The sequence below is a fragment of the Mesorhizobium sp. 113-3-3 genome, from assembly GCF_016756495.1.
In the GTDB taxonomy this organism is placed as follows: domain Bacteria; phylum Pseudomonadota; class Alphaproteobacteria; order Rhizobiales; family Rhizobiaceae; genus Mesorhizobium.
Genome location: NZ_AP023243.1, coordinates 6296443 through 6322653, shown reverse-complemented (window position 1 = coordinate 6322653; position 26211 = coordinate 6296443). Strand labels below are relative to the sequence as shown.

At 63.9% G+C, this 26211-nt stretch carries 19 protein-coding genes; 9 read left to right on the top strand and 10 right to left on the bottom strand.

The genetic code is table 11. The annotated features are described in order from the left end of the window. The first annotated feature begins 24 nt into the window (after positions 1-24). The 4 genes from JG746_RS30610 (at position 25) to JG746_RS30595 (ending at position 5427) form a co-directional block, all read left to right on the top strand. A complete protein-coding gene (locus JG746_RS30610; RefSeq protein ID WP_202356128.1) occupies positions 25-1167 on the top strand; it encodes a hypothetical protein in 1143 nt (380 codons plus the stop codon). Positions 1168-1365: 198 nt separating this feature from the next. After that, a complete protein-coding gene (locus tag JG746_RS30605; RefSeq protein ID WP_202356127.1) occupies positions 1366-2985 on the top strand; it encodes a DUF882 domain-containing protein in 1620 nt (539 codons plus the stop codon). A 181-nt stretch (positions 2986-3166) separates the two neighbouring features. Further along, on the top strand, positions 3167-4069 hold the full coding sequence (locus JG746_RS30600) for a MurR/RpiR family transcriptional regulator (protein WP_202356126.1): 903 nt from the start codon (positions 3167-3169) through the stop codon (positions 4067-4069). Between the two features lie 41 nt (positions 4070-4110). After that, positions 4111-5427, top strand: a complete 1317-nt coding sequence (locus JG746_RS30595; RefSeq protein ID WP_202356125.1) for a M20 family metallopeptidase — start codon at positions 4111-4113, stop codon at positions 5425-5427. 3 nt (positions 5428-5430) lie between these two features. On the opposite strand, the gene JG746_RS30590 is transcribed toward JG746_RS30595, so the two are convergent. Genes JG746_RS30590 through JG746_RS30570 form a run of 5 tightly spaced genes read right to left on the bottom strand, consistent with a single transcriptional unit; the run spans position 5431 to position 10051 of the window. Next, positions 5431-6465: a branched-chain amino acid ABC transporter permease gene (locus tag JG746_RS30590; protein WP_202356124.1), complete on the bottom strand. Its 1035-nt coding sequence runs from the start codon at positions 6463-6465 to the stop codon at positions 5431-5433. Beyond that, positions 6462-7337 carry a branched-chain amino acid ABC transporter permease gene (locus JG746_RS30585; RefSeq protein ID WP_027045159.1) on the bottom strand — a complete coding sequence of 292 codons (876 nt, stop codon included), beginning with the start codon at positions 7335-7337 and terminating at the stop codon, positions 6462-6464. The genes JG746_RS30590 and JG746_RS30585 overlap by 4 nt, the downstream gene beginning before the upstream one ends. A gap of 9 nt (positions 7338-7346) precedes the next feature. Further along, complete coding sequence (locus tag JG746_RS30580; RefSeq protein ID WP_202356123.1) at positions 7347-8060, bottom strand: ABC transporter ATP-binding protein; 714 nt, start codon at positions 8058-8060, stop codon at positions 7347-7349. Beyond that, entirely contained in the window at positions 8057-8794 is a 738-nt protein-coding gene (locus tag JG746_RS30575) for an ABC transporter ATP-binding protein (RefSeq protein ID WP_202356122.1), read from the bottom strand. Before JG746_RS30575 ends, JG746_RS30580 begins: the two co-directional genes overlap by 4 nt. Before the next feature lie 3 nt (positions 8795-8797). Further along, positions 8798-10051 (bottom strand): ABC transporter substrate-binding protein, encoded by a 1254-nt coding sequence (locus JG746_RS30570; RefSeq protein ID WP_202356121.1) that lies wholly within the window; start codon positions 10049-10051, stop codon positions 8798-8800. A 190-nt stretch (positions 10052-10241) separates the two neighbouring features. Here JG746_RS30570 and JG746_RS30565 point away from each other — a divergent pair, with 190 nt between their 5' ends. Further along, positions 10242-11060 carry an alpha/beta fold hydrolase gene (locus tag JG746_RS30565; RefSeq protein ID WP_202356120.1) on the top strand — a complete coding sequence of 273 codons (819 nt, stop codon included), beginning with the start codon at positions 10242-10244 and terminating at the stop codon, positions 11058-11060. Positions 11061-11073: 13 nt separating this feature from the next. Here the strand turns inward: JG746_RS30565 and JG746_RS30560 are convergent, their stop codons facing one another. Beyond that, positions 11074-11844, bottom strand: a complete 771-nt coding sequence (locus JG746_RS30560) for an SDR family NAD(P)-dependent oxidoreductase (protein ID WP_202356119.1) — start codon at positions 11842-11844, stop codon at positions 11074-11076. A gap of 172 nt (positions 11845-12016) precedes the next feature. Here JG746_RS30560 and JG746_RS30555 point away from each other — a divergent pair, with 172 nt between their 5' ends. The 3 genes from JG746_RS30555 (at position 12017) to JG746_RS30545 (ending at position 21403) form a co-directional block, all read left to right on the top strand. Then, positions 12017-15892: a caspase family protein gene (locus tag JG746_RS30555; protein WP_202356118.1), complete on the top strand. Its 3876-nt coding sequence runs from the start codon at positions 12017-12019 to the stop codon at positions 15890-15892. Positions 15893-16068: 176 nt separating this feature from the next. Next, a complete protein-coding gene (metH, locus tag JG746_RS30550) occupies positions 16069-19878 on the top strand; it encodes a methionine synthase (RefSeq protein WP_202356117.1) in 3810 nt (1269 codons plus the stop codon). Between the two features lie 130 nt (positions 19879-20008). Then, the gene (locus JG746_RS30545; protein WP_202356116.1) at positions 20009-21403 is read left to right on the top strand and encodes a multicopper oxidase family protein; all 1395 of its coding nucleotides are present in this window, start codon (positions 20009-20011) and stop codon (positions 21401-21403) included. A 34-nt stretch (positions 21404-21437) separates the two neighbouring features. Here JG746_RS30545 and JG746_RS30540 read toward each other — a convergent pair whose 3' ends face one another. From JG746_RS30540 to JG746_RS30530, 3 genes are all read right to left on the bottom strand, one after another. Beyond that, a complete protein-coding gene (locus tag JG746_RS30540; protein ID WP_202356115.1) occupies positions 21438-21725 on the bottom strand; it encodes a PTS sugar transporter subunit IIB in 288 nt (95 codons plus the stop codon). A gap of 20 nt (positions 21726-21745) precedes the next feature. Then, positions 21746-22207: a PTS sugar transporter subunit IIA gene (locus tag JG746_RS30535; protein WP_202356114.1), complete on the bottom strand. Its 462-nt coding sequence runs from the start codon at positions 22205-22207 to the stop codon at positions 21746-21748. Between the two features lie 69 nt (positions 22208-22276). Then, positions 22277-23683: a PTS galactitol transporter subunit IIC gene (locus JG746_RS30530; protein WP_202356113.1), complete on the bottom strand. Its 1407-nt coding sequence runs from the start codon at positions 23681-23683 to the stop codon at positions 22277-22279. A gap of 344 nt (positions 23684-24027) precedes the next feature. Here JG746_RS30530 and JG746_RS30525 point away from each other — a divergent pair, with 344 nt between their 5' ends. Continuing rightward, positions 24028-25344 (top strand): NAD(P)H-dependent oxidoreductase, encoded by a 1317-nt coding sequence (locus JG746_RS30525; RefSeq protein ID WP_202356112.1) that lies wholly within the window; start codon positions 24028-24030, stop codon positions 25342-25344. A 4-nt stretch (positions 25345-25348) separates the two neighbouring features. Here JG746_RS30525 and proC read toward each other — a convergent pair whose 3' ends face one another. Then, positions 25349-26164, bottom strand: coding sequence for a pyrroline-5-carboxylate reductase (gene proC / locus JG746_RS30520; RefSeq protein ID WP_202356111.1), 816 nt, complete (start codon positions 26162-26164; stop codon positions 25349-25351). Positions 26165-26211: the final 47 nt, after the last annotated feature.

Here is a 26211-nt window from a genome sequence, read left to right as displayed (position 1 = left end):
AAACGATCACAGGGAGAAGGCACCATGGCACTTCACCTTTCGGCGGCTGCCTCGGCTTCGGCAGCAGCCACTCCGCAAAAATATCTCTTTGGCCCGTTCATCGACTTCTTCATGCTTGGCGGAAGCGCGCTTCTCATCCTGCCGATCCTGTATGTCCTGCCGCTACGGTATGAAGCCACCGTGACGCTGACGATGTTCGTGCTCTCGCACCTCATAAACCAGCCGCATTTCGGTCATTCGTACCAGATCTTCTATCGCAATTTCGCGCGCAAGGTGCGCGGCGACGGCTACAGCCGAAAACTCCAGATCCGCTATATCCTGGCTGGCATTGTCGTTCCGCTCGCCATGATCGCCTTCTTTGCCTATGGCGCGCTGACGGGCAACGCCCGGCTGCTCGGCTATGCGACCAACGCCATGGGCTTTTTCGTAGGCTGGCATTACGTCAAGCAGGGCTACGGCATGCTGATGGTGGATGCCGTGCTGAAGCGCAAATTCTTCAGCGATCAGGACAAGAAGGTGTTGCTGTTCAACGGCTACGCCGTCTGGCTGTTCGCCTGGCTCCAGACCAACGTCGTGATCACCCAAAGGCAGTTCTGGGGTTTGGACTACTACACCTTCGCGGTTCCGCCATGGCTCATCACCGTCGCCATGTCGATCGCGGCCGCCTCCTCGGCTGCAACCGCCGTGATGTTCATCAATCGCTGGCGCAAGCATGGTGGCGCGTTGCCCTATAACGGCGTCGTCGCCTATGTCGTGTCGCTTTACGCCTGGATCCTGTTCGTGACGCTGAACCCGCTCTGGCTGCTCGTCGTGCCGGCGATGCATTCGCTGCAGTATCTGGCCGTGGTCTGGCGCTACCAGACCAATGTCGAGCGCGACCGCGCGGATGCCGTCGAGCGGTTGCGACCGAAGGTCCTGTCCCCGCTTGGACCGGTGTACAGGCTGCGTGTGCTGGCTTTCGTCGTCTTCGGCGGAATTCTCGGAGCGCTCGGTTTCTGGCTGGTGCCGATGGCGCTGACGGCCATGGTTCCCTACAACAAGGCGGTGCTCGGCTCGTCGCTTTTCCTTTTCATCGCCTGGATATTCATCAACGTGCACCACTACTTCCTGGACAATGTGATGTGGCGGCGCGGCAATCCGGAAGTCTCGAAATATCTGTTCCGATGAGGCGACCGGTTGAATCCGTTCGAGGCAGGGAAGGCCCATTCGAACACGATTCGTTAACCAAGATGCTGTTCATCGATAGGGCGGGGATGGATGCCCGTCTGCCGGTCAAGCCTGCTTGTCCGGTCGAGGGGTTCGAAAAGAAGGCTCCGCATCCGGCGAAGACGTCAAATCGCCCGAAACTGCAACAATGTGCAAGGCATGACCGTGATTGAAAGCCAACAGACCGCGCCCGGCGCCTCCCATCGTTGGACATGGTTGCCGGCCATTGCCTTGGCGTTGCTTTGCCTGTGCGTCACCAGTGCGTTCGCCGAGACGCGCGCCTTGAAGATCCAGCATCTCCACACGGGCGAGAAGGCCGAGATCGTCTTCAAGCGCAACGGGCGCTACGATCAGGCGGGATTGAAGAAGATCAATTTCATGCTGCGCGACTGGCGCCGCAACGAGCCGACCAGGATGGATCCGCGCCTGTTCGACCTCGTCTGGCAGGCTTATCGCGCCAGCGGCTCGAGCGGCTATATCCATGTGGTCAGCGCCTATCGTTCGCCGGCGACCAACGCCATGCTGCGCAGCCGCTCGAAGGGCGTGGCGCGCGAAAGCCAGCACATGGTCGGCCGCGCCATGGATTTCTTCCTGCCTGACGTGCCGCTGAAGAAGCTGCGCGACATCGGCCTCAGAATGCAGGGCGGCGGCGTCGGCTATTATCCGACCTCCGGCTCGCCTTTCATTCACATGGATGTCGGCAATGTGCGGCATTGGCCAGGCATCAGCCGCCAGGAACTCGCCAGGGTCTTCCCGAATGGCAACACGCTGCATGTGCCGAGCGACGGCAGGCCGCTGCCCGGCTATGACCAGGCGCTTGCCGCCTACAAATCGCGCAAGGCCGCCGGCACGCCCAACATCGAGCTGGCAAGCGCCGGCGGCGACCAGCGCAAGTCGCGTGGCCTGCTGGCGACCCTTCTGGGCCGCGGCACGGACGAGGCGGATGATGTCGCGGAAGCGGTCCCGGCGCCGCGCAAACCGGCCAAGTCGGTCGAGCCCAAGGCGCCAGGGCAGGGCATCGCCATCGTGCCGCCGGAGGCAGCCCAGCGCGCGGACATCCAGGTGGCTTCCGCCGATGCGGCCGAAGAACCGCTCGCCGAGGAGAACGGCAAGACGCCCGAAGCGATCGTCATGGCCATGGCGCCCGAAACAGTGCCGTTGCCGGCCTTCGCCCCGCGCGCCGCAGCCACGGCCAGCATTCCGACACCGCAAGCCGCGCCGTTGGCGATGGCCAGCGTGTCGGCGCAGGCCGAACTTTCCGCGGCCAAGCCGGTGGTGGCCAATGCCGAAATGGGCAAGACGGACACCGCTACCGCGAGTGCCGCGCCCGACATGGTGGCGCTCAACATCCCCTTGCCGACATGGCGACCGCAAAGCCAGACGAGCCCGGCGCGCCAGCCGGAAGCAGCCAAATCCGCCGATGCCGTCGCCGCCTTGCTGGCCATGCATCATCCCGATACCGGCCTTGATGGGCTGGCCGCTCGGCAGGTTGCCGTCCCTGCAGCGAAACCCGAGGACCGCGTCAGGACGAGCCCCAAGGCCGACCGCGTCCAGCCGCGCCTCGATCCCGAGGCCACCGCCGTGATCGTGCCCGTCTCCGGTCGCGGCATTTCTGGGGGAACCGGCTCGGCAGCGGCGCCTGTCGTCGCAGCCAATTTCATCCGCACGGCGCCGGAGAAGGTCTATCTCGACGGTTTCCAGCCGCGGGGACAGACGTCTGATCACCGCCGCTTCACCGGCTCCGCCGTGAAATTCCTGCCCATCGCCAGTTTCAAATAGGGGGCGAACGCTCCCGTTCGATCCGCTATGGTGTCGCGCAATGCGGATGGCCTGTGCCGTCACGTCGTTGCGCAATCCATACTGGGACCGCTCATGCGGGTCTGTAAGACATTTTCCAAATTTGACAATTGAAAGTGAAATTGTAAGATAATCGTCTTTCCGTCAGCGAGAGGCGATGACCATGTCGATCCGCGAAGAACTGGCCAACACCACCTTGGCCTTCACCTCGGCGGAAGAAAAGATCGTCCAGGTCCTGCTTGCCGATTATCCGATGTCGGGGCTTGGCACGGCGACCCGGCTGGCGCGACGCGCCGGGGTCAGCGATCCGAGCGTGACGCGGCTGATGACCAAGCTCGGCTATGTCGGCTTTGCCGATTTCCAGGCGCGGCTGCTTACCGAGGTGGAATCCAGGCTGCATTCGCCGCTGCTGATGATGGAGGCCAAGCGGCCGGGCGGCTCCAGCGAAGGCACCGCACTCGCCTATTTCCACTCGGTTTCCGACAGCCTGGAGCGCACGCGCACCGCGGTGCCGCTGCAGGCCTATACGCGGGCGGTCAATCTGCTGCTCGAAACCAAGGGGCAGGTGGTGCTGCTGGGCGGCCGTTTCAGCCGGCACATCGCCTCCATGCTTGCCGGTTACCTCCTGCAATTCCGCTCCGGCGTGCGCGACATTGGTTCGCTGAGCCCGGCCGATTTCGACCTCTTGATCGACCTTGGCAAGCGTGACCTCCTCGTCGTCTTCGACTATCGGCGCTACCAGTCGGACGTGGTGCGCTTTGCCCAACAGGCGCATGAACGCGGCGTCTCCATCCTGTTGTTCACCGATGTGTGGCTGTCGCCGATATCAGAGATCGCCGACCTGACCATGGTCGCGGCGATCGACGCCAATTCGCCTTTCGACACGCTGGCCACCGCCGTCGCCCAGATGGAGACGGTGTTTGCCCATGCGCTGGAAGGCCATGGCGCCGGCGTGCGCAAGCGCATCGAGGACATCGAGAAGATCCGCAGCGCCAATGCCGTCACCCTCGATGCCGCCCTGTCGCCGGACAGCGAGAGCGCCAAACCCAAAACCCCACGGAAATAACGTCGATACGCCCGATGCGGCGATGCGAGGAAGGAACAATCATGCCTGATATCAAGACCATCATCGACGCCGTGCAGGCCGGGATCGAGGCCGACCGCGACTGGCTGATCGGGCTGACCCGCGAAATGGTCCGCATCCCTTCGGTCAATCCCAAATTCGAGCCCAATCCGGCGATCAACCGCGAAGCGGATGTCCAGGCGCTGCTCGAACCGATCCTCAAGCAGGATGGCTTTCGCACCGAACAGTGGGACGCCTTGCCTGGCCGGCCCAATCTGGTCGGCGAATGGGCCGGGGACGAGGACCGCAGCCTGATCCTGTGCGGGCATATTGATGTCGTGCCGGTCGGCGAGATGAAGGACTGGTCGGTCGATCCGTTCGGTGGCGAGATTACCAATGGCCGGCTCTATGGCCGGGGTGCCGTCGACATGAAGGGCGGCGTCGCGGCTTGCGTCGCCGCCGCGCGCGCGATCAAAAAGGCCGGCATCACGCTGCAGGGCCGGCTGGCGATCCACTCCGTCGTCGACGAGGAAGCCGGCGGCTTCGGCGCCATAGACGCGGTGAAGAAGGGCAAGCTCGCCAAGGCGGTGCTCGTCGCCGAGCCGACCTGGGGCGATGTCCTGCCGGTCGAGGGTGGGCTTGAATGGGCGCGGGTGACGATCCGCGGCCGCAACGCGCATTCGGCGCTGCGCTACAACGAGATTTATCCGCAGCGCCACGACAAGGACCGGTTGAAGCCGGGCGTCAACGCGATCGAGCTCGCCGCCCGCTTCATTGGGGCCGTGCGCCAGTATGAGCTCGACCGGACGCGGGCGAAATCCCATCCGCTGCTGCCGCTCGGCATGAACACCATCAACATCGGCGTCGTGCATGGCGGCACCGGTCTGGGCGAGCATGGCCTGCCGACGGTGATGACCAATCCGGCCATCATCCCCGATGTCGCCGTGCTCGACCTCGACATGAAGTTCCTGCCGGATGAGAACTCGGTCGACTATCGCCGCGATTTCGAGGCGTTCGTCCATCATTTCGCCCAGACCGATGCCTGGCTGCGCGACAACCCGCCGACCATTCAGTGGGAACTCGGCGGACTGCATTTCCCGCCGATGAACACCCCGGTCGACCACCCGCTGGTGACGTCGCTGATGAAGCGCAAGGCCGCCATCGGCAAGGCGCCGCAGGCGCGCGGCTTCGTTGCCGTTTGCGATGCCGCGCACTATGCGGGTGCTGGCGTCGATGGCGTCATCTTCGGCCCGTCGGGCGACGGTTTCCATGGCGCCAACGAATATGTCGAGGTCGAGTCTGTCGTCGAGACCGCCAAGGTCATCGCCGCTTCGGTGATCGACTGGTGCGGCGTGCGCTGAGGGTCAGGCCGGACGCCTCAGGCGGCCGGCGACAGCGCCCCATGCGGCCTTGATCATGCCGGCCAGCCCGCTGGGATAGGCCAGCATCACGCCGATGATCAGCACCGCCGTGATCATCGGCCGCCATGCGCCGAAATCGGCCATCCACTCGGCGAAGATCGTCAGCACGAAAGAGGCGATGATGGCGCCGTAGATGGTGCTGGTGCCGCCCAGCAGCACCATCGACAGGATGATGGTCGCCAGACTCATGCCGAAGACGTCGATCGAGGCATTGCGCTGGTAGGCGGCGTAGAAGGCGCCGGCAACACCGGTGAAGAAGGCGCTGGCCGCCAGCGTCAGCATGCGCTGGCGCACGATCGAGACGCCGCGGCTGATGGCGTATTCCTCATTGTCGCGCAACGCCACGATGCTGGCGCCGGCGCGCGAGCGCACGAACACGCGCAGGAACAAAGTGCTTGCCACCAGCAGCGCCAGCGCGATGTAGAAATAAGCGAATTTGGCGTCGCGGACCATGTTGTGGTCGAACCAGTAGAGGCCGGGGATGCGCACGATGCCCTGCGTGCCGCCGGTGATGTCGGACTGGCTGAGGATCACCTGCATCACCAGCTGCGCGAAGCCGAACGTCACCAGGATGATGTAGATGCCCTTCAGCCGCAGGATCGGGATGGTCACCAGGATCGCCGCCAGCGTGGCGATGACGCCGCTGGCAAACAGCGCGATCCAGGGGTCGAGCCCGGCCAGCTTGGTCAGCAGGCTGTAGGCATAGACGCCGATGCCGAACAGCGCCAGATGGCCGAAATTGAAGACGCCGCCATAGCCGAGGCTGAGGTCCCAGTTCGAGGCGACGATAGCATAGATGAAGGCCATGATCAGGATGTGGCGGGCATAGGTGTCGCCGAAGACCAACGGCAACAGCGCCAGCAGCGCGAAGCCGAGCACGAAGCCGACGGCCTCATGTTTCCAGGGTGTGCGGCCGGGCGCGATCGGAATTGCCGCCGCTGTACGGATTGGTGGCATCGTCGAGGTCGTGTCGGTCATGCGAGGCCTCGTGAGCGGCTGGCGAAAATGCCCTCGGGGCGCACCATCAGGGTCAGGATCAGCACGCCGAACAGCAGCGCCGGCGTCCAGTAGAGGCCGAAATAGTAGCTGCAGGCAGCCTCGAAGAAGCCGATCAGATAGGCGGCGAAGATCGGTCCCGATATGCTCGATATGCCGCCGAAGACGACGACGATCAGCGCCTTGAGCAGCGGGTCGCTGCCCATGACAGGTGACATGAAGCGATAGCCGCCCATGAAGATGCCGGCGAGTCCCGCCAGCGAAGCGGCGATGGCGAAGGCCAGCCCATATAGCGCGGTGACGTTGAGGCCGACCAGATGGCTGGCATCCTCGTTCTGCGCCACGGCACGCAACGCCAGCCCAAGCCGGGTGCGGTTGAGGAACATCCACAGCGCGGCCAGGATCAGCGGCGTGATGACGATGATGGCGATCTGGTGCAGCGAGACGCCGACGCCGCCTATTGTGGCGTTGCCGTCGATCAGCGCCGGGATCTGCTTCGAGCGCGGCCCCCAGATGGTCAGGGCGCCGTTCTCGATCAGCGATCCGGCGGCAAGCGTGGTGATGACGACGACCAGCACGATGTTGGGGCGGCCGATCAGCGGCCGCACGACGCTCGCCTGCAGGATCCAGCCGACGCCGGCCATGACCACGACGGCGATCGGAAAGGCGACCGCTGCCGGCAGGCCGAGCTCGACCAGTTGCCAGGCGATGTAGGCGCCCAGCATCATGAACACACCATGGCTGAAATTGAACACGCCGATCGTCGTCCAGACCAGGGCCAGCCCGACCGCCATCATGGCGTAGAGCGAGCCCTGGAAAAGGCCGCCGAACAGGATTTCCGCCAATGCGCTCATCTCAGAATCCTAGTGGCCAAAATACATCGACATGATCTCGCCGTGGTCGAGGCTTTCGCCCGGCTTGATCTCGGTCGCCACCGCGCCGTGATTAACGAGGTAGAGCTGCTGCGTCAGTTCGAGCAGGAATTCGATGTCCTGCTCGACGACGATGAGCGGCACGCCGCCGCGCGAAATGTCCATGACCGAGGCGCACAGCTCATCCTTGATCTTGGGCGCCAGCCCCAGCGTCGGCTCGTCGAGGATCAGCAAGCGCGGGTGGCTCATCAATGCCGTGCCGATCGACACCATCTGGCGCTCGCCGCCCGACAGGGTGCGCACGCGCTGGCGCCAGCGTTCCGCCAGCTTCGGGAACAGCTTGATCACCTTCTCGCGGTTCTCCGCCTCATGCGGGCGGGCACGCGGCGAATAGGCGCCGAGCGCCATGCAGTCGGCGATGGAGAGATCGGGAAACAGCCGGTTGCCTTGTGGCACATGGATCAGCCCGGTGCCGACGATGGCGCGGGCGCTGCGGCCGGAAATGTCTTGCCCATCGAACAGGATGCGGCCGCTCTTTGGTTGCAGCAGCCCGGAGATCGCCCGCAGCAGCGTCGTCTTGCCATGGCCATTGGGGCCGAACAGGCCGACATTGCCGAAGCGGCCGGCCTCCAGGGAAATGTCGTGCAGCACGGTGACGCGGCCGTAACCGGCGGTGACGCCTTCGACGGTGAGGATGGGATTCACGCCACCGCCCTCCTAGTCCCGAGATAGGCTTCGATGACGCGCGGGTCGGCGATCACATCAGCCGGTTCGCCGGCGGCGAGCACGCGGCCATTGTTGAGCACCAGAAGGTGCTGCGACAGGCTCATCAGGAAGGTCAGCACATGCTCGATCAGAAGGATGGTGATGCCGCGCTCAGCGGTGCGGCGGATCAGCCCGATCGATGTCTCGATCTCGGGTTTGGTCAGGCTTGAGGCCGGTTCGTCGAGCAGCAGCATGCGCGGCTGCATGGCTATCGCGGTGGCAAGCATCAGGCACTTGCGCTCGAAGACGGACAGTTCGCCGGCCAGCCGTCCGAAGGACACGGACCCCAGGCCGACGAATTCCAGCGCCTCGGCGGCGACATCGCGGGCGACTGCGGCCGCTTTCTCCTGCTTGCCGTAGCTGGCGCCGATCAAGGCGTTCTCGAATACGGTCAGCCCGTCGAAGCTGGTCTCGCGCTGAAAGGTGCGGGCAAGGCCGAGCCGCGCGATGGCATGCCCTGACTTGCCGTTGATTGCGCTCCCGTCGAGGCGGATGCGGCCCCGGTCTGGTCCGAACGGGATGCCGGTGATGATGTTGAACAGCGTGCTCTTGCCGCTGCCGTTCGGGCCGGCGATGCCAAAGATCTCGCCGGCCTCGACCTTGAACGACACGCCGTCGACGGCCTTCAGCGAACCGAAGGCCTTCGAGACGTCGTCCAGTTCAAGCAGGGCCATTCCTCACTGCATCCAGGGCTGGAGCTTGAAGGCGCCGGTGGCATATTTCTCCGGCGAGATCAGCGTGCGCTGGCCGTCCCAGATCTGGAAGAAGGTGATCGGGATATAGTCGTCGCCCTGCGTGGCAAGGTGCGTGGCGGGATCGAACTTCAGCCGGCCTTCGGCGACCTGCTTGTCGGTTTCCGACAGCGCCTTCATGATCGCCGCGTGGTCGGATGCGCCGCCGACCTTCTTGACCGCGTCGAAATAGACATTGGTCATTTCGTAGAGCGCGACGCCATAGGTGCCGCTCTCGACGCCAAATTTCGTTTTGAACTTGGCCGCCACCTCGTCGGCGCGCGGGTTCTTCGGCGTGGTCAGCGCGCCCCCCAGAAGATTGTAGATGACGCCGTTCGATTTCTTGCCGGTCAGTTCGACGAATTCCGGGACACTCGGCGCGTATTGCAGGAAGACCAGGCTCTTGGTCGGCTGCTCGAGGAACTGGTTGAGGAAGGATGCCGAATTGCCCGGCAGATAGTCGGTGTTGATGACGACATCAGGCACATTCTCGCGCACCTTGGCCAGGATCGAGCGCCAGTCGGTCACTTCGCCGAAGGGGACGATCTCATCGACGGTGATGGTCCAGCCCTTCTCCTTGAAGGTCTTCTTCATGCCTTCGGAGATGGTCTTGGAATAGGCGTTGTCGGAGGAGATGATGGCGACCTTCTTGGACGGCAAGGTGATCTTGCCGTCGGCCGCGAGCTTCTCGACGAACAGGGTGACGTCGGTGTTGTAGGCGTCGAAGGACGGCGTCAGCGACCAGCAGCACATGTATTTGTCCGGGTGCGGCGCGATGATGTCCCTGGTCTGCTGCGAGGTGGCAGCCAGCATATAAGGCATCTCGGCTTCGGCCATGTTGTCGATCTCGAAATTCGTCAGGCTGGCGTAGCCGGTGAGCATGAACTGCACGCCCTGATCGCCAAGCAGCCGCTCGACGGCGCTGGTGACGTTGCCGGCGGACTGATCCTTGACGTCGCCGACCACCAGTTCGAACGTGTTGCCGGCGACGCCGCCGGCGGCGTTTGCCTCATCGATCGCCATCTGCACGCCGCGCTGGAATTCCTGGCCGTCCGCCGCGGCGGGCCCGGTGATCGGCGCCAGCAGGCCGATCTTGACGACATCGGCAAAGGCGGGAACGGCGGATACGGCAAACATGCCGATCAGCGCGGTGCTCATCAGCATATGGCGGATTCTGGTGGCGGCGGATTTGGATTTCATCGTGCTGTTCCCTGTTTTCCTCCCGTTCATCGGGAGTTGGATAATTGACAATCTACGCATAATTGTTCTTATTTGAAAAGGATTTTTCAACGCATCCTGATCGGGAACACGATTCCCGAAAAGGTATGGAAGCCGTGGCGCTTTGCTGCGCACCTGCACTTAAACAAGGCAATTCCAGACGGAGCGGACCATGACGATCACGCAGAAGATCCTTGAAACCAGCCACGGCAGGGTCGCCCTTCGCGAGACCGGCGGCAAAGGCACCGCCGTCCTGCTGATCCACGGCAATTCGTCATCGAGTGCTGTTTTCCGCAACCAGCTCGAGAGCCCGTTGGGCGAGCGCTACCGCATCATCGCCGCCGATCTGCCGGGGCATGGGGCATCAGGCGATGCGATCGATCCGGACCGCTCCTACAGCATGGAGGGCTATGCCGATGCGATGACCGAAGTGCTGGGCCTGCTCGGTATCGACAAGGCCATCGTCTTCGGCTGGTCGCTTGGTGGCCATATCGGATTGGAGATGATCGACCGCTTTCCAGGCCTGCTCGGCCTGATGATTACAGGCACCCCGCCAGTGGCGCCCGAGGAAGTCGGCAACGGCTTCAAGCCGAGCCCGCACATGCACCTTGCCGGGCAGGAGACCTTCACTGCAGCCGATGTCGAGGCTTATGCGCGCAGCACCTGCGGGGAGCCGTTCGAGCCGTTTCTCATCGACACGGTTGCGCGCACCGACGGGCGGGCGCGGCGCCTGATGTTCGAGAAATTTTCGGCCGGCACCGGCCGCAACCAGCGCGAGATCGTCGCCGGCAAGACGCCGCCGATCGCCGTGCTGAACGGCATCGACGAACCCTTCGTCAACACCGACTTCGTCTCGGCCGTGAAATTTTCCAACCTGTGGGAAGGCAAGACGCATCTGCTCGACAATTCAGGCCATGCGCCGTTCTGGGATTCGCCCGACCGTTTCGACCCGATCTTCGCGCGGTTTCTGGCCAGCGTCGACAAGGCTTAGGGCCGGCGCAAGCCTACGCCACCGACCAGCCACCATCGACCAAAATATTCGCTCCCGTAATCAGCGACGCTGCGGGTGAGGCGAGGAACACCACGGTTCCCGCCACATCGATCGGGTCGCCGATGCGGCCGAGCGGGATATGGCCGAGCACATGCGCGTGGAAATCCGGTTCGGCGAGCGAGGGGCGTGTGCCATCGGTCCAGATGAAGGTCGGCGCCACGCTGTTGACGGCGATCCTGTGCTGCGCCCACTCGGCGGCCAGGCAGCGCGTCAGATGGTTGATCGCCGCCTTGGTCATGCAATAGATCGCCTCGCCCTTCAGCGTCACCGTGCCGGCCTGCGAGCTGATGTTGATGATGCGCCCGCCTTTTTGCGCGATCATCAGCTTTCCGACCGCCTGGGTGGTGAAGAACGTGCCCTTGAGGTTGACGTTCACGGTGAGGTCGAAATCCTCCTCGGTGACGTTCTCCGCCAGGTTTTCCGGCCCGAGCCCGACATTGTTGACCAGAACGTCGATGCGGCCGAAGGCGGCATGCGCGTCGGCGACACCTTTGCGCACCGTGGCAAGATCGGTCGCATCCATCTGCACGGCGAGCGCCCGCCGGCCGATGCGTTCGATCTCGGCGACAAGCGCAGCACCGTCGGCCTTGTTGCGCACGCCGACGATCATGTCGGCGCCGGAGCCGGCGCTGGCCAGCGCGCAGGCGCGGCCAATACCGCGCGAAGCGCCGGTGACCAGCACCACCTTGCCAGCCAAATCAAATTTTGGCGTGAAATCACTCATCGCAACCTCCTCTGAAGCCCTTTGCTGAAGACTACCCGCTCACGGCGTGAAAACCAGCCAGCATCCGCGCCTCACGACAAGAACACCGTTCACCCCAGGCCTTGCCATGCGCCGGCCATCATGATGCCATCTCGCGAGGTAAGATCGCGCCTTGCGGGTTCCGGGGTTGGCGATGCAGCTTGGGCGAGTAGCAGTCGAAAGGGTGCGCATTTGCGCGGCGTTCGCCGCGGCGCTGATTCTGTGCCTGTGCGCGCTGGTCCCGGCTCATGCCGAGGAGCCCAAGGCGCTGAAAGGCGTGGCACTCGTCATCGGCCAGTCCGACTACAAGCATGTCGGCAAACTGCCCAATCCGGAAAATGACGCCCGCGCCATCGAGGAAATGTTCGACAAGCTCGGCTTCGAAACATCCGTGGCCACCAACCGCGATGCGCGCAAATTGCGGCGCGATCTCGAAGGCTTCGTCGACGATGCCGAAGGCGCCGACGTCGCCGTCATCTACTATTCCGGCCACGGCATCGAGGCCGGCGGCGAAAACTTTCTGATCCCCGTCGATGCCGATGTCTCGGCGCTCGACGACGCCGGCGAGAAGCTGGTGCCGCTGTCGTCGATCGTTGCCGAACTCAAGGCCAGGGTGCCGGTCACCATCGTGCTGCTCGACGCCTGCCGCAACGATCCGTTCCCGCCGGGCACGCTGCTGAAGCTGGCGCCGGATGACGAGGGCAAGCCGATCGGCGCCGGCGGTCTCGGCGAAACGCGCAGCGTCGTGGCGCTGAAGAGCAATGCGCCGGTCAACGGCTCGGCCGACGACAGCCTCGGCCAGGTCATCGGCTTTGCCGCCGAACCCGGCAAGGTGGCGCTCGACGGGCCGGCCGACGGCAACAGCCCCTATGCGGCGGCGATCCTGCGCCACATCGACACGATGGGCGGCGAGGAATTCGGCACCGTGCTGCGCATGATCGGCGAGGAGGTCTATCTCAAGACCAACGGCCAGCAGCGGCCATGGGTCAATGAGAGCCTGCGCCGGCTGCTGTATTTCGGTACGCCGGCCGAAGCGCCGAAGGGCGATGAGGGCGAAATCCTCAGCGAGCGCCGCCGGCTGCTGCTCACCATTTCGGTGCTGCCCGACCCGGAACGCCGCCAGATCGAAACCATTTCGCGCGACGGCGGCGTGCCGATGGATGCGCTCTATGCCATGCTGAAGACGCTCGGCGCCGACACGCCGAAGGACCCGGCCGAACTCGACAAATTGCTGCGCGGCCAGGCCGAGCGGCTGAAGCAGGTTCTGGCCGAGCAGGCCGCGCTGAAGAGTCAGGACCCGGAGATCGTGCGCCTGTCGAAACTGGCCGACCAGGCGGTGCAGGAAGGTGCGCTCGATGCCGCGCAGAAATTCCACGAACAAGCCAAGGCCCGCGTCGGCGAATTGTCCAATACGGTCGACAAGGCTGAAGCCGATCTCAAGGCGCGTCGGCTCGAATTCGCGGAAGTCTTCGCCAGCAGCGCAAAGACCTACGAGCTGTCTTTCGACTATCTCAAGGCCGCGCAGGACTACGCCAAGGCCTATGACGAAGCCGAGAGATGGAGCGACGAGGATGCGTGGTTCTACAAGGGGGCGGAAGCCGAGGCGCTTTCCAATCAGGGCACGTTTTCCGGCGACAACGCATTTCTAGTCCAGGCCGTCGCGGCCTATGAAAAGAGCCTGACCTATGTGTCGCGTGAAAAGACGCCACGAAAGTGGGCGGCCACTCAGAACAATCTTGCTACCAGTCTCTCCACGCTGGGCGAGCGCGAGGCCGGGCGCGAAAACCTCGACAAGGCGGCCGCGGCCTTCGAGCAGGCGCTGACGGTCTATACGCGGGAAACCTATCCGGACGATTGGGCGTCCACCTCAGGCAATCTCGGTACGGTCTACTGGCGGCTCGGCCAGCGCGAGAGTGGCACCGCGCTGCTCGACAAGGCGGTCGCCACATTCCGGGCGGCGCTCGAGGTGCAGGGGGCGAAGAAGGTGCCGCTCGAATGGGCGGCGACTGAGAACAACCTCGGCATCGTGCTGTCGGAGCTCGGCGAGCGCGAAACGAGCAGCGGCAGTTTCCGCGCTGCGATCAAGGCGCATCGCGCCGCGTTGACTGAGTATAGCCGCGAGCGCGTGCCGCTCGATTGGGCCTTGAGCGAGGTTAATCTCGGTGCGGCGCTGTTTCGTCTCGGCGCGCGCGAGAAGGACGTCGCAACACTTGAGCAGGCGGTCGCCGCCTACCAGTCGGCGACGGAGGAAATGACCCGGGAACGCGCGCCGGCGCAATGGGCGACGATCCAGAACAATATGAGCTCGGCGCTGGAGACGATCGGCGAGATCAATGGCGACATCCCGACGCTGCAGCACGCGCGCGAAGCGGCCGAAGCGGCACTCACCGTGTGGACGCGCGAGCATGCGCCGGCGAGCTGGGCCAACGGCCAGCTGACGCTCGGCAATGCCTTGCAGCGCCTCGGCGTGAAGCAGGGCGACACGGCGACACTGCTCAAGGCGGTGTCCGCCTATGAGGCCGCACTCTCGGAATATCCGCGTGAAAAACTGCCGCTCGACTGGGCCTCGCTGCAACAGAATCTGGGCTCCGCCTATGCTTCGCTCGGCGAGCGCGACACGGGAACAGACTATCTGCAAAAGTCGGCAACCGCTTATCGCAGCGCATCCGAAGTCTACACGGCTACGGCCGCGCCCACCGAGTTTGCCTCGATCGAGCACAGTCTCGGCAGCACGCTGTCGACCTGGGGCGATCGCGCCGGCGACAAATCGGTGCTCGAACAGGCGGTCGCCGCCTATGACGCCGCGCTCACAGTGCGGACCAAGGACGGCGCGCCGAAAGACTGGGCAAAGACACAATACCGGCTGGGTGCAGCACTCTCCATGTTGGGCAAGGCCGATGGGCCGACCGAAGCGCTCGAACGCTCGGTGACGGCCTATCGCGTAGCGCTCGAGGTGCAGACCCGCGACAGCGATCCCGACGCCTGGGCAGCAACGCAATGGGGGCTCGGCCATGTCCTTTTGGTGCTGGGCGACCGGGTGCAGGACGGCGACGAATTCAAGCAGGCGGTGACGGCGCTTGAAGCGGCGTTGCCGTTCTACGATCTTGCCGCCGTACCGCAGGATCACGCCCAACTGCAGAACGATCTCGGCAGCGCCTATTACTACCTCGCTGGCGCGAGCAACGATCCGTCGCTCTACCAGAAGGCAGCGACCGCGCATGAGGCTGCCCTTGCCGTCTACGCCACCCTGCTGGACCGCACGCCGTGGGCCTCGGTCGAAAGCGATCTCGGCAATGCCCGCATGATGCAGGCAAGTGCCGCGTCCGATCCGGACATCATGGCGAAATCGGTGCAGGCCTATGAGGCGGCGCTGACAGTGACGACCCGCGACAAGGATGCCGATGGCTGGACGCGCAACCAGTCCAACCTGGCGAGCGCGCTGTCGTCGCTGGGCTATTGGCGCAACGACGTCGCCTTGCTGAAGCGCTCGGCCGGCATCTACCGCAGCATCCAGGCGGTGCGCAGCCGCGCCCGCGATCCCGAGCGCTGGGCGACCACGCAGGGCAACCTCGCCAATGTGCTTGGTATGATCGGCGCGAAGGCGCCGTCGCCTGAAGTGTTCGACGAGGCGATCGCCGTCAACCGGGAGCTGGCCGACGAGGTCGGCCGCGCTCGTGACCCCGACCGTTGGGCGAGCCTGCAGAACGAGGTCGGCTATGCCTTGACGCTGGCCGGCCGTTCGGAAAACAACGTCGCCCGTTTCGAGGAAGCGGTGCCGATCCTGCGCGAGGCCATCGCCATGCAGAAGAAGATCAATTCGGTTCCGGCTGTCGCCTTCACCGAGGACAGCCTGTGCGACGTGCTGACCGACCTGGGCGCTGCCCGCAAGGACAAGGCGCTGGCCGAGGAAGCGATCGCCGCTTGCCAGGAGGCGCTGGTCATCTTCAGGGAGCGCAAGATGGACGACCTCACCGCAGGCTCCGAGAAGAACCTCGCCGAGGCGCAAGCCTTGCTGGCTGATCTGAACTGACACAGGAGTGCCGCGTGTCCAGTTGGATGGGCAATGGACGCCCCGGCAACGGTCGCTTTTGACGTTTGTTGCTCTGGCACCTGCAATGGCGCGTGACTCCGTCTAGCGAGAAGCGTATATTGACATAAAGATATCCTTATGTGACATGGGCAGAATGGTCGCCAAAAGGATAGAAAATGTCGCAGCATTCCGCCTCGCTGGATGACCTGTTCGGCCCCGTCGTGGCAAAACCCGACGGCTCGGAAGTGCTCGCGGCACTGACCGCGGTGGCACGCGAACGCATTCTCATTCTCGACGGCGCCATGGGCACGCAGATCCAGGGGCTTGGCTTCGACGAAGATCATTTCCGCGGTGAGGCCTTTGCCGGCTGCGCCTGCCACCAGCAGGGCAACAACGACCTGCTGATCCTGACACAGCCGAAAGCGATCGAGGAGATCCACTATCAATATGCCGTTGCCGGTGCGGATATTCTCGAGACCAACACCTTCTCGTCGACCTCGATCGCCCAGGCCGATTACGGCATGGAGGATGCCGTTTATGCGCTGAACCGCGACGGCGCGCGGCTGGTACGCCGGGCGGCGAAGCGGGCTGAGAAGGAAGACGGCAAGCGCCGCTTCGTCGCCGGCGCGCTCGGACCAACCAACCGCACCGCCTCGATGTCGCCTGATGTCAACAATCCCGGCTATCGCGCGGTGACCTTCGATGAGTTGCGGCTGGCCTATGGCGAGCAGCTGCGCGGCCTGATCGACGGTGGCGCCGACATCATCCTGATAGAAACCATCTTCGACACGCTGAACGCCAAGGCGGCGATCTTCGCTTGCAACGAGATCTTCATTGAGAAGGGCGTGCATCTGCCGGTGATGATTTCGGGTACCATCACCGACCTTTCCGGGCGCACGCTGTCGGGCCAGACGCCGACCGCCTTCTGGCATTCGGTGCGCCATGCCAGCCCCTTCACCATCGGTCTCAACTGCGCGCTCGGCGCCAATGCCATGCGCGCACATCTGGCCGAGATTTCCGGTGCCGCCGATACCTTCGTCTGCGCCTATCCGAATGCCGGCCTGCCGAATGAGTTCGGCAGGTATGACGAGAGCCCGGAATTCATGGCCGCGCAGATCGAAGACTTTGCGCGCGAGGGGCTGGTCAATGTCGTTGGCGGCTGCTGTGGCTCGACGCCCGACCACATCAGCGCCATCGCCGAGGCCGTGAAAAAATATCCGCCCCGCGCCATCCCCGAGATCGAGCGCAAGATGCGCCTGTCCGGACTGGAGCCATTCACGCTGACCGACGAGATCCCCTTCGTCAATGTCGGTGAGCGCACCAACGTCACCGGCTCGGCCAAGTTCAGGAAGCTGATCACGACCGGCGACTATGTTCCCGCGCTCGACGTGGCGCGCGATCAGGTCGCCAATGGCGCCCAGATCATCGACATTAACATGGATGAGGGCCTGATCGACTCGAAGAAGGCCATGGTCGAATACCTCAACCTGATCGCCGCCGAGCCGGACATCGCCCGCGTCCCGGTCATGGTCGATAGTTCGAAATGGGAGATCATCGAGGCTGGGCTCAAATGCGTGCAGGGCAAGCCGCTGGTCAATTCGATCTCCTTGAAGGAAGGCGAGGAAGCATTCCTGCATCATGCCAGGTTGGTGCGAGCCTATGGCGCTGCCGTGGTCGTGATGGCCTTCGACGAAGCCGGCCAGGCCGATACCAAGGCGCCCAAGGTCGAGATCTGCACCCGCGCCTACAAGCTCCTGACCGAACAGGCCGGCTTCCCTCCCGAGGATATCGTCTTCGATCCCAATGTCTTCGCGGTCGCCACCGGCATCGAGGAGCACGACAATTACGGCGTCGATTTCATCGAGGCCACCGGTGAGATCACTTCGACGCTGCCGCATGCCCACATTTCCGGCGGCGTGTCGAACCTGTCCTTCTCGTTTCGCGGCAACGAGCCGGTGCGTGAGGCGATGCACGCGGTGTTCCTCTACCACGCCATCCAGCGCGGCATGGATATGGGCATCGTCAATGCCGGCCAGCTTGCCGTCTACGACACGATCGAGCCGGAGTTGCGCGAGGCCTGCGAGGATGTCGTGCTCAACCGCATGCCCAAGGCCGGCGGCACCGCGACGGAACGCATGCTGGAGATCGCCGAACGCTTCAAGGGCACGGCGGGTAAGGAAGCGCAGGAGCGCGATCTCGCCTGGCGCGAATGGACAGTCGAGCAGCGGATTTCGCATGCGCTGGTCAACGGCATCACCGAATTCATCGACGCCGACACCGAGGAAGCTCGGCTCGCCTCGGAGCGCCCGCTGCATGTCATCGAAGGCCCGCTGATGGCCGGCATGAATGTCGTCGGCGACCTGTTCGGCGCGGGAAAAATGTTCCTGCCGCAAGTGGTGAAGTCGGCGCGGGTGATGAAGCAGGCGGTGGCCGGGCTGCTGCCGCATATGGAAGCCGAGAAGCTGGCCAACGCCGCCAACGGCATCGACAATGGTGAGCGCCAGACGGCCGGAAAAATCCTGATGGCGACGGTGAAGGGCGACGTCCACGACATCGGCAAGAACATCGTCGGTGTGGTTCTCGCCTGCAACAATTACGAGATCATCGATCTCGGTGTCATGGTGCCGGCGGCAAAAATCCTGCAGACGGCGCGCGAGCAAAATGTCGACATCATTGGTCTCTCCGGCCTGATCACGCCGTCGCTGGACGAGATGGTGCATATGGCCGCCGAGATGGAGCGCGAGGGTTTCGACATCCCGCTGCTGATCGGCGGCGCAACGACCAGCCGCGTGCACACGGCGGTGAAGATCCACCCGCGCTACGCCAGGGGGCAGACTATCTATGTCACCGATGCCAGCCGAGCTGTCGGCGTGGTTTCGGCGCTGCTGTCCAACGACAGCAAGGCGGATTACGTCGAGACGGTGCGCACCGAGTACAAGAAGGTTGCTGACGCGCATGCCCGCTCCGAGGCCGACAAGCAGCGGCTGCCACTGGCCAAGGCAAGGGCCAATGCGCACAAGGTCGACTGGTCCGCCTACCAGCCGCCGAAGCCATCTTTCACGGGCGTAAAGGTGTTCGAGAACTGGGATCTGACCGAGCTCTCACGCTATATCGACTGGACGCCGTTCTTCCAGACCTGGGAGTTGAAGGGGCGTTATCCCAAGATCCTGGAAGACCAGGCGCAGGGGCCGGCAGCGCGCCAGTTGTTCGAGGACGGGCAGGCGATGCTGGAGAAGATCGTCGCCGAGAAATGGTTCGCGCCGCGTGGCGTCATCGGTTTCTGGCCGGCCAATGCCGTCGGTGACGACATCAGGCTGTTCACCGACGAGGGGCGCACGAAGGAATTGGCGACCTTCTTCACGCTGCGCCAGCAACTGACCAAGCGCGACGGCAAGGCCAATGTCGCGCTCTCGGATTTCGTGGCACCGACCGAGAGCGGCAAGCCCGATTATGTCGGCGGCTTCATCGTCACCGCCGGCATCGAGGAAGTTGCGATATCAGAGCGTTTCGAGCGGGCCAATGACGACTACTCCTCGATCATGGTCAAGGCGCTGGCCGACCGCTTTGCCGAAGCTTTCGCCGAGCGTATGCACGAGAAGGTGCGCAAGGAATTCTGGGGCTATGCTGCCGACGAGAAGTTGGCGCCGGACGACCTGATCGGCGAACCCTATCGCGGCATTCGCCCGGCGCCGGGCTATCCGGCGCAGCCAGACCATACCGAGAAGGCAACGCTGTTCCGGCTGCTCGACGGCGAGCGCAATGCCGGCGTCAGCCTGACCGAAAGCTACGCGATGTGGCCGGGCTCGTCCGTGTCCGGCATCTATCTCGCGCATCCCGAAAGCTATTACTTCGGCGTCGCCAAGGTCGAGCGCGATCAGGTTGAGGACTATGCACGCCGCAAGGACATGCCGTTCGCGGAAGTGGAGCGCTGGCTCGGGCCTATCCTCAACTATGTGCCCGCGCAGTATGCCGAAGCGGCGGAGTAGGGCGGGAGGCTCTGTCGTCTCATCCTGCCGTCATGGCGAGACGCGGTGTGCCAATATCGGCATTTGCACTGGCGGCTCGCCTGTGATCCAAGGCGACGATAAATCCCAGGCTTTGCAGTTGGAGCGCCGAATGACCGGATGGACACGCCGCGGGCTCTTGAAAACGGCCGCCGTCGCTGGCGCAACCGGAGTTGGGCTTTCGGCCATCGGCAGGATTGCCAGCTTGGCGGCCGCCAGCCCGGAGCCGGTAGTGCTGCAGACGGCCAAGGTCCAGGCGAGGCTGATGGACATCGGCCCGACCAACAATGTGCTGACCTATGGCAACGCCGGAATGCCGCCGGTGCTGAGGATGAAGAAGGGCGAACCCTTCGCGGCGCGTCTGGTCAACGCCATGGATGATCCCACGACCATCCACTGGCACGGCATTCGCGTGCCCAACAAGATGGATGGCGTGCCCTTCCTGGTGCAGCCCTATGTCTACACCGGCGATCATTTCGACTACGCCTTCACCCCGCCCGATGCCGGCACCTTCTGGTACCACCCGCATTGCAACACGCTGGAGCAGATGGGCCACGGCCTGACCGGCGTGATCGTGGTGGAAAATCCGAACGATCCGAAATTCGACGCCGAATTCGTCCTCAATCTGCGCGACTGGCGTCTCGGCGACGACGGCCAGTTCATCGACCAGTTCCGGCCGCGCGATGCCGCGAAAACCGGCACATACGGCACGGTGCGCACCGCCAATTGGCTTGATCAGCCGCATTATGACGCCCCGGCCGGAGGGCTGGTGCGGCTGCGCGTCGCCATCACCGACGTCACGCGCATCTATGCCTTTCGCGTCGACGGCGCCGAGGCGATCGTGATGGCGCTGGATGGCAATCCCGTGCCCCAGCGTTTTTCACCCGATGCCCTGCTGCTTGGGCCGGGGCAGCGGATGGAACTCGCCATCCGCATGCCCGACCAGGAAGGCGCACTGGTGAGCCTGCGGGATGTCAGGGGCACCAAGCCCAAGATCCTGGCGACCCTGCGCGCGACGGGCAGTTCGCTCAAGCGGGATGTTCGCGAAGTTGCTCCGCTGGAGGTCAATCCGGTGGCGGAGGTCGATCTTACAGCCGCCCATCATATTTCCCTGGCGCTCAGCGCCACGGCGGAAAACGTACCGAGCGACGGCATCTGCGGTTCGCTGGGCTACAGTTTCTGGGCCATCAACAAGGTGCCGTGGCCAGGCGATACATCAGATCCGACCGCGCCGCTGGCCGAACTGAAGCTCGGCAAGAGCTATGTCATCGACATGGAGAACCTGACACCGCAATCGCATCCGATGCATCTGCACGGTATGAGCTTCAAGGTGCTGTCGTCCTCGACGCGGCAGGTTGAGCCGCTGATATCGGACACCTATCTCATCCAGCCCAACGAGAAGGTGAGCCTCGGCTTCGTCGCCGACAATCCCGGCGACTGGCTGCTGCACTGCCACATCATCGAGCACCAGAAGTCGGGCATGACGAGCTACGTCAGAGTGGTTTGAGGTCAGCCTGGTCGCCAGGCTGCGTCGCCCGCGACTACTTGCGCAGCTGCGCCTCTATCTCGTCGAGCACCTTGTCCTTTCCGACGCCGGTGAGGAAGGCGAGGCCCTTGATGACTGGTTTGGTTACCGAAGCCGAGATCGGCGTGGTGGCGACGATGAAGTCGACGCTGTCGGCCAGCCCCGGCACTTCGGTGGCCTTCGCCTGCTGGGCGTTGAAAGTGAGGCCGCGCTTCTTCATCGCCTCGGTGACGGCCACGTTGACCGCGGTCGACGTCGCGATGCCGGTGCCGCAGGCAAAGAGAATTGTTTTCTGTCTGGACATCTCTTGCTTCTCCTTGGGTTTCAGCCGAGCACGGCGCGCACGTCGTCAAGCGTCCTGGCCGACCTCAAGCCGTCCAATGCGTCGGGATTCTGGATGGTGGCCATGACGGACTGCAGCGCTTCAATCTGCTTGTCCTTGTCATTGATGGCAAGCAGGAAGACGAAGCCCACCGGCAGCTTCTCGTCGGGGTCTTCCATGTTGGCGAAGGTCACTGGTTTCTTGAGCGTGCCCATGGCGATGCCGGGCTTCAGCACATGTTCGGGATCGGTGTGCGGCACCGCGACATTGTCGGCGCGCTCCAGCGGCAGCCCCGTCGGAATGGTCATTTCGCGGCGCACGACCGCATCGGCATAGGAGCTTTTGACATAGCCCAGTGCTTCCAGCCGGCCGGCCAGGACGCGGATGATCTCCTCATTGGTCGAGGCATCGGATCCGAGCACGATCGCTTCGGGATCCAGAAGCTGCAAGAGGCCGTCGGACATGTCTTGCTCCGTTGTGGATCGTACGCCCGCAGAGGGCGCACGATCGTTTCGAATTGAAGGCGATGGCGGTTAGGCGGTGCCTTCGGCCGGCTCGTCCTCGGCGCCCGCCGCCCGCTCCCAGCCGAGCGGATTGCGGCGATAGAGGACGAACAGCGCCGCGATGACCACGGCGATCACGATGATACCGACCAGCCCCAGCCCCTGGATCGCCTCGATGATGACATAGGGAACCCACAGGAAGCCGTCGACCACCGAGGTGATCTGAAGTGCATCCGCCGGCAGCTTGAAGCCCGAGGCGACGGCCGCACTTGTGAACAGCGGCGCCAGCGCATTGGCGACATAGAAGCCGATCGCCAGCGTCACCGTGCCGATCACCACCATGCGGAACACATTGCCTTTGACCAGCGGCGCGGTCATGGCGACGATGAACGGGATGACCGCCAGGTCGGCGAACAGGATGACGCGGTTGCCCGGCAGGATCACCGACAGGATGATGGCGATCGGCACCAGGATCAGCGACGACGAGATCGCCGCGGGATGGCCGATCAGGATCGCCGAATCGAGGCCGACGAGCAGCTCGCGGTCGCCGGTGCGCTTGCGCACGAATTCCTGCGCCGCGTCGGAAACCGGAAGCAGGCCTTCCATCAGGATCTTCACCATACGCGGCAGGAGCAGCATCACCGCCGCCAGCGTCATGCCGGTGCCCAGCACCTTGGCCAGCACCGTGCCGAGATCGCCCGCATTGTAGAAGGCGATGGCGCCGAGCACGAGGCCGATGATCAGGCCAAGCACGACAGGCTCACCGAACACGCCGAAGCGGCGCTCGATGGTTTCGGTGTTGATGTTGATGCGGTTGATGCCGGGAATGCGGTCCATGATCCAGTTCAGGATGATGGCGATCGGCAGGATCTGCGCCGAGGCGAGATGCGGCACCGAAATGCCGGGCACGCCGTAGAACTGCTGCACCGCGCGCGCCGACCAGTCGGCGAACAGCAGCGACAGTGCCGCGACGAGGGCGGCAATGGCAATGCCGTAGCCCAGATTGTTGGTGGCGGCGACGACGAGCGAGCCGACAAAGGCGAAGTGCCAGAAATTCCAGACGTCGACATTGAGCGTGCGCGTCATGCGCGTGAGCAAGAGCACGATGTTGACCAGGATGCCGACCGGAATGACCCACAGGCCGACCGACGAGCCGAAGGCGATCGCCGCCGCCGAGGGCCAGCCGACATCGATGATGTCGCGATGGATGCCGGTGTTGGTGACGATGGCTTTGGCGACGTCACCGATCGATGTGAACATCAGGCCAAGCACGAGATTGATACCGATGAAGGCGACGCCGATGGTGACGGCGGCACGAAAGGCCTTGTTGACCTTGGCGCCCAAGACCACGGCTATGATGAAAATGACGATCGGCAGCAGGATTGTCGCGCCGAGCGTGTCGATGGCCCCCTTGAGGCCAGCGAGAACAGTATCCATTCTTCCTCCCTGGAGCCCCGAGCCTATGCCTCGCGATGCTCCTTGATCTCATTCAACGCCTTTGCCGCCAGCTCGGCGCAAAGGCACTCCCCAGATTGCCGTGAGACGAATACCCCTCCGAGCGTTCGTCCAGTGAACATTTGCCTTTGTTAGCAAACGAATGTTTTATTGGGGCTGTTCACAACAATGTCAATTGGCAACCCTTTGGGCCAATCGGCCAGGGCGCAGATGCCTTTCCCCGGTCATTTTCGCCGGGAATCGCCGCTCGCGCGCGGTTTCATTGGCACACGCGACCTGTCCCTGCTAATCCGGCCGCAAACGAAGAAGCTGTGGACATCTCACCCATGACCAATGTCGCCTTGACCGGGCTTGCCCGCGATCTCGCCAGCCGTGCCGCCGAGGGTCGTCCGGTGCGCATCGGCGTCATCGGTTCGGGCGAAATGGGCACCGACCTTGTCACGCAAGGCATGCTGATGCCGGGCATTTCGGTCTGCGCCGTCTCCACCCGCCGCCCGCACACCGCGCGTGACGCCATCCGCATAGCCTATGGCGACGAGGCGATGGCGGTCGAGGCAGACGCGGCATCCAAAGTCACCGCAGCCATCGAGGCGGGAAAGATCGCCATCACCTCCAACGAGATGCTGGTCACCAATCCGCTGATCGACGTCGTCATCGATGCCACCGGCAAGCCGGGCGTCGCCGCGGATTTCGACCTGATGGCGATGGAGCACGGCAAGCATCTGGTGATGATGAATGTCGAGGCCGACGTCACCATCGGCTGCTATCTCAAGCAGCAGGCCGATCGGCTCGGCGTCGTCTATTCGGTCGGCGCCGGCGACGAGCCGTCGAGCTGCATGGAGCTGATCGAGTTCGCCACCGCACTCGGCCTGACCATCGTCTCGGCCGGCAAGGGCAAGAACAATCCGCTCAACCACGACGCCATGCCCGACGACTATCGCGAGGAAGCGATCCGCCGCAACATGAACCCGCGCATGCTGGTCGAGTTCGTCGACGGCTCGAAAACCATGGTCGAGATGTGCGCCATCGCCAACGCCACCGGCCTGGTGCCCGACGTGCCGGGCATGCACGGCCCGAAGGCCGACCGCGACGATCTCGTCAAGGTGCTGATCCCGCGCGAGGATGGCGGGCTGTTGTTGAAAAAAGGCGTCGTCGACTACACCATCGGCAAGGGCGTGGCGCCCGGCGTCTTCGTCATCGTCGAGGCCACGCATCCGCGCATCATCGAGCGCATGGACGATCTGCATATCGGCCACGGTCCCTATTACAGCCTGTTCCGGCCCTATCATCTGACGTCACTGGAAGTGCCGCTGACCGCCGCCCGCATCATGCTGTCCGGCAAGCCCGACATGGTGCCGCTGCCAAGGCCGGTCGCCGAAGTCTGCGCGGTCGCCAAGCGCGACCTGGCAGCCGGCGAGAGCTTCGATGCGATCGGCGAGACCTGCTATCGCTCCTGGACGATGACCGTCGGCGAAGCCCGCGCCCAGCACGCCGTACCGGTCGGCCTGCTCGAGGGCGGCAAGGTGCTGAAACAGGTCAGGAAGGGCGAGTTGCTGACCGCCGACAATGCCGCGCCCGACCGGACGACGAGGCTGTTCGCCTTGCGCCGGCTGCAGGACGAGATGCTGTACGGAGCGAACTGAGGGCTTACTTCCCCAGCTCGATCGACCGCAGTCGCGCCGCCTCAACCGCCTGAGTCAGCAAATTGGTCAACCGATCCTCGCCCATCAGAACGCCAAGAGCTGCAGCCGTCGTGCCGTTCGGGCTGGTCACCTGCTGGCGCAGCACGCCGGGGTCTTCCTGGCTTTCGACGGCGAGCGAGGCGGCGCCATAGACGGTCTGCATGGCGAGCAGCCTGGCGGTTGCCGTAGGCAGTCCCGCCTTTTCGGCGGCCACGGTCAGCGCTTCGATGAAATGGAAGATGTAGGCTGGCCCCGATCCCGATACGGCCGTCACCGCATCCATCAGGCCTTCATCGTCGATGGTGGCCACTTCGCCGCTCGCCGACAGCAGGTCGGCGACAAAGCGCTTGGTGTCATCGGAGACGAGCGGGTTGGAAAACACCACCATCATGCCCTTGCCGATGGAAGCCGGGGTGTTGGGCATGCAGCGCACGACAGGCGCGCGGTTGCCGAGGATGTCCTCGAAGGTGGCGACCGGCGTGCCGGCGGCAATGCTGACGAAGGTGGTACGGCCGTCGCCGAAACGCTTGTAGTCGGCGGTGACGTCGCGGATCACCTGGGGTTTTACCGCGATGACGACGAGATCGGGCACCGCATCGGCTGGAATCTCACTGGCATCCGCTGATGTGGCGCAGCCAAGCGTTGCAGCGCGCTGGCGCAGCTCCGCATTGGGCTCGACCACGAAGACCGCCGACGGCGCAAGCTTGCCGGATTTCAGCCAGCCCGAGAGCATGGCGTAACCCATATTGCCGCAGCCGGCGAGAACAAGCCTGATCGTCATCGAAAGCCCTCCGAAGGAGGCTTTGACATAGACGCTCGCGGTTCTCT

Coding starts and splice junctions, on each gene's coding strand:
- JG746_RS30590 (WP_202356124.1), bottom strand. CDS start 6,465: ATGACCGACACGACCTCGACGATGCCACCAATCCGTACAGCGGCGGCA.
- JG746_RS30570 (WP_202356121.1), bottom strand. CDS start 10,051: ATGAAATCCAAATCCGCCGCCACCAGAATCCGCCATATGCTGATGAGC.
- JG746_RS30565 (WP_202356120.1), top strand. CDS start 10,242: ATGACGATCACGCAGAAGATCCTTGAAACCAGCCACGGCAGGGTCGCC.
- proC (WP_202356111.1), bottom strand. CDS start 26,164: ATGACGATCAGGCTTGTTCTCGCCGGCTGCGGCAATATGGGTTACGCC.
- JG746_RS30610 (WP_202356128.1), top strand. CDS start 25: ATGGCACTTCACCTTTCGGCGGCTGCCTCGGCTTCGGCAGCAGCCACT.
- JG746_RS30585 (WP_027045159.1), bottom strand. CDS start 7,337: ATGAGCGCATTGGCGGAAATCCTGTTCGGCGGCCTTTTCCAGGGCTCG.
- JG746_RS30555 (WP_202356118.1), top strand. CDS start 12,017: ATGCAGCTTGGGCGAGTAGCAGTCGAAAGGGTGCGCATTTGCGCGGCG.
- JG746_RS30535 (WP_202356114.1), bottom strand. CDS start 22,207: ATGTCCGACGGCCTCTTGCAGCTTCTGGATCCCGAAGCGATCGTGCTC.
- JG746_RS30595 (WP_202356125.1), top strand. CDS start 4,111: ATGCCTGATATCAAGACCATCATCGACGCCGTGCAGGCCGGGATCGAG.
- JG746_RS30600 (WP_202356126.1), top strand. CDS start 3,167: ATGTCGATCCGCGAAGAACTGGCCAACACCACCTTGGCCTTCACCTCG.
- JG746_RS30575 (WP_202356122.1), bottom strand. CDS start 8,794: ATGGCCCTGCTTGAACTGGACGACGTCTCGAAGGCCTTCGGTTCGCTG.
- JG746_RS30545 (WP_202356116.1), top strand. CDS start 20,009: ATGACCGGATGGACACGCCGCGGGCTCTTGAAAACGGCCGCCGTCGCT.
- JG746_RS30605 (WP_202356127.1), top strand. CDS start 1,366: ATGACCGTGATTGAAAGCCAACAGACCGCGCCCGGCGCCTCCCATCGT.
- metH (WP_202356117.1), top strand. CDS start 16,069: ATGTCGCAGCATTCCGCCTCGCTGGATGACCTGTTCGGCCCCGTCGTG.
- JG746_RS30530 (WP_202356113.1), bottom strand. CDS start 23,683: ATGGATACTGTTCTCGCTGGCCTCAAGGGGGCCATCGACACGCTCGGC.
- JG746_RS30525 (WP_202356112.1), top strand. CDS start 24,028: ATGACCAATGTCGCCTTGACCGGGCTTGCCCGCGATCTCGCCAGCCGT.
- JG746_RS30540 (WP_202356115.1), bottom strand. CDS start 21,725: ATGTCCAGACAGAAAACAATTCTCTTTGCCTGCGGCACCGGCATCGCG.
- JG746_RS30560 (WP_202356119.1), bottom strand. CDS start 11,844: ATGAGTGATTTCACGCCAAAATTTGATTTGGCTGGCAAGGTGGTGCTG.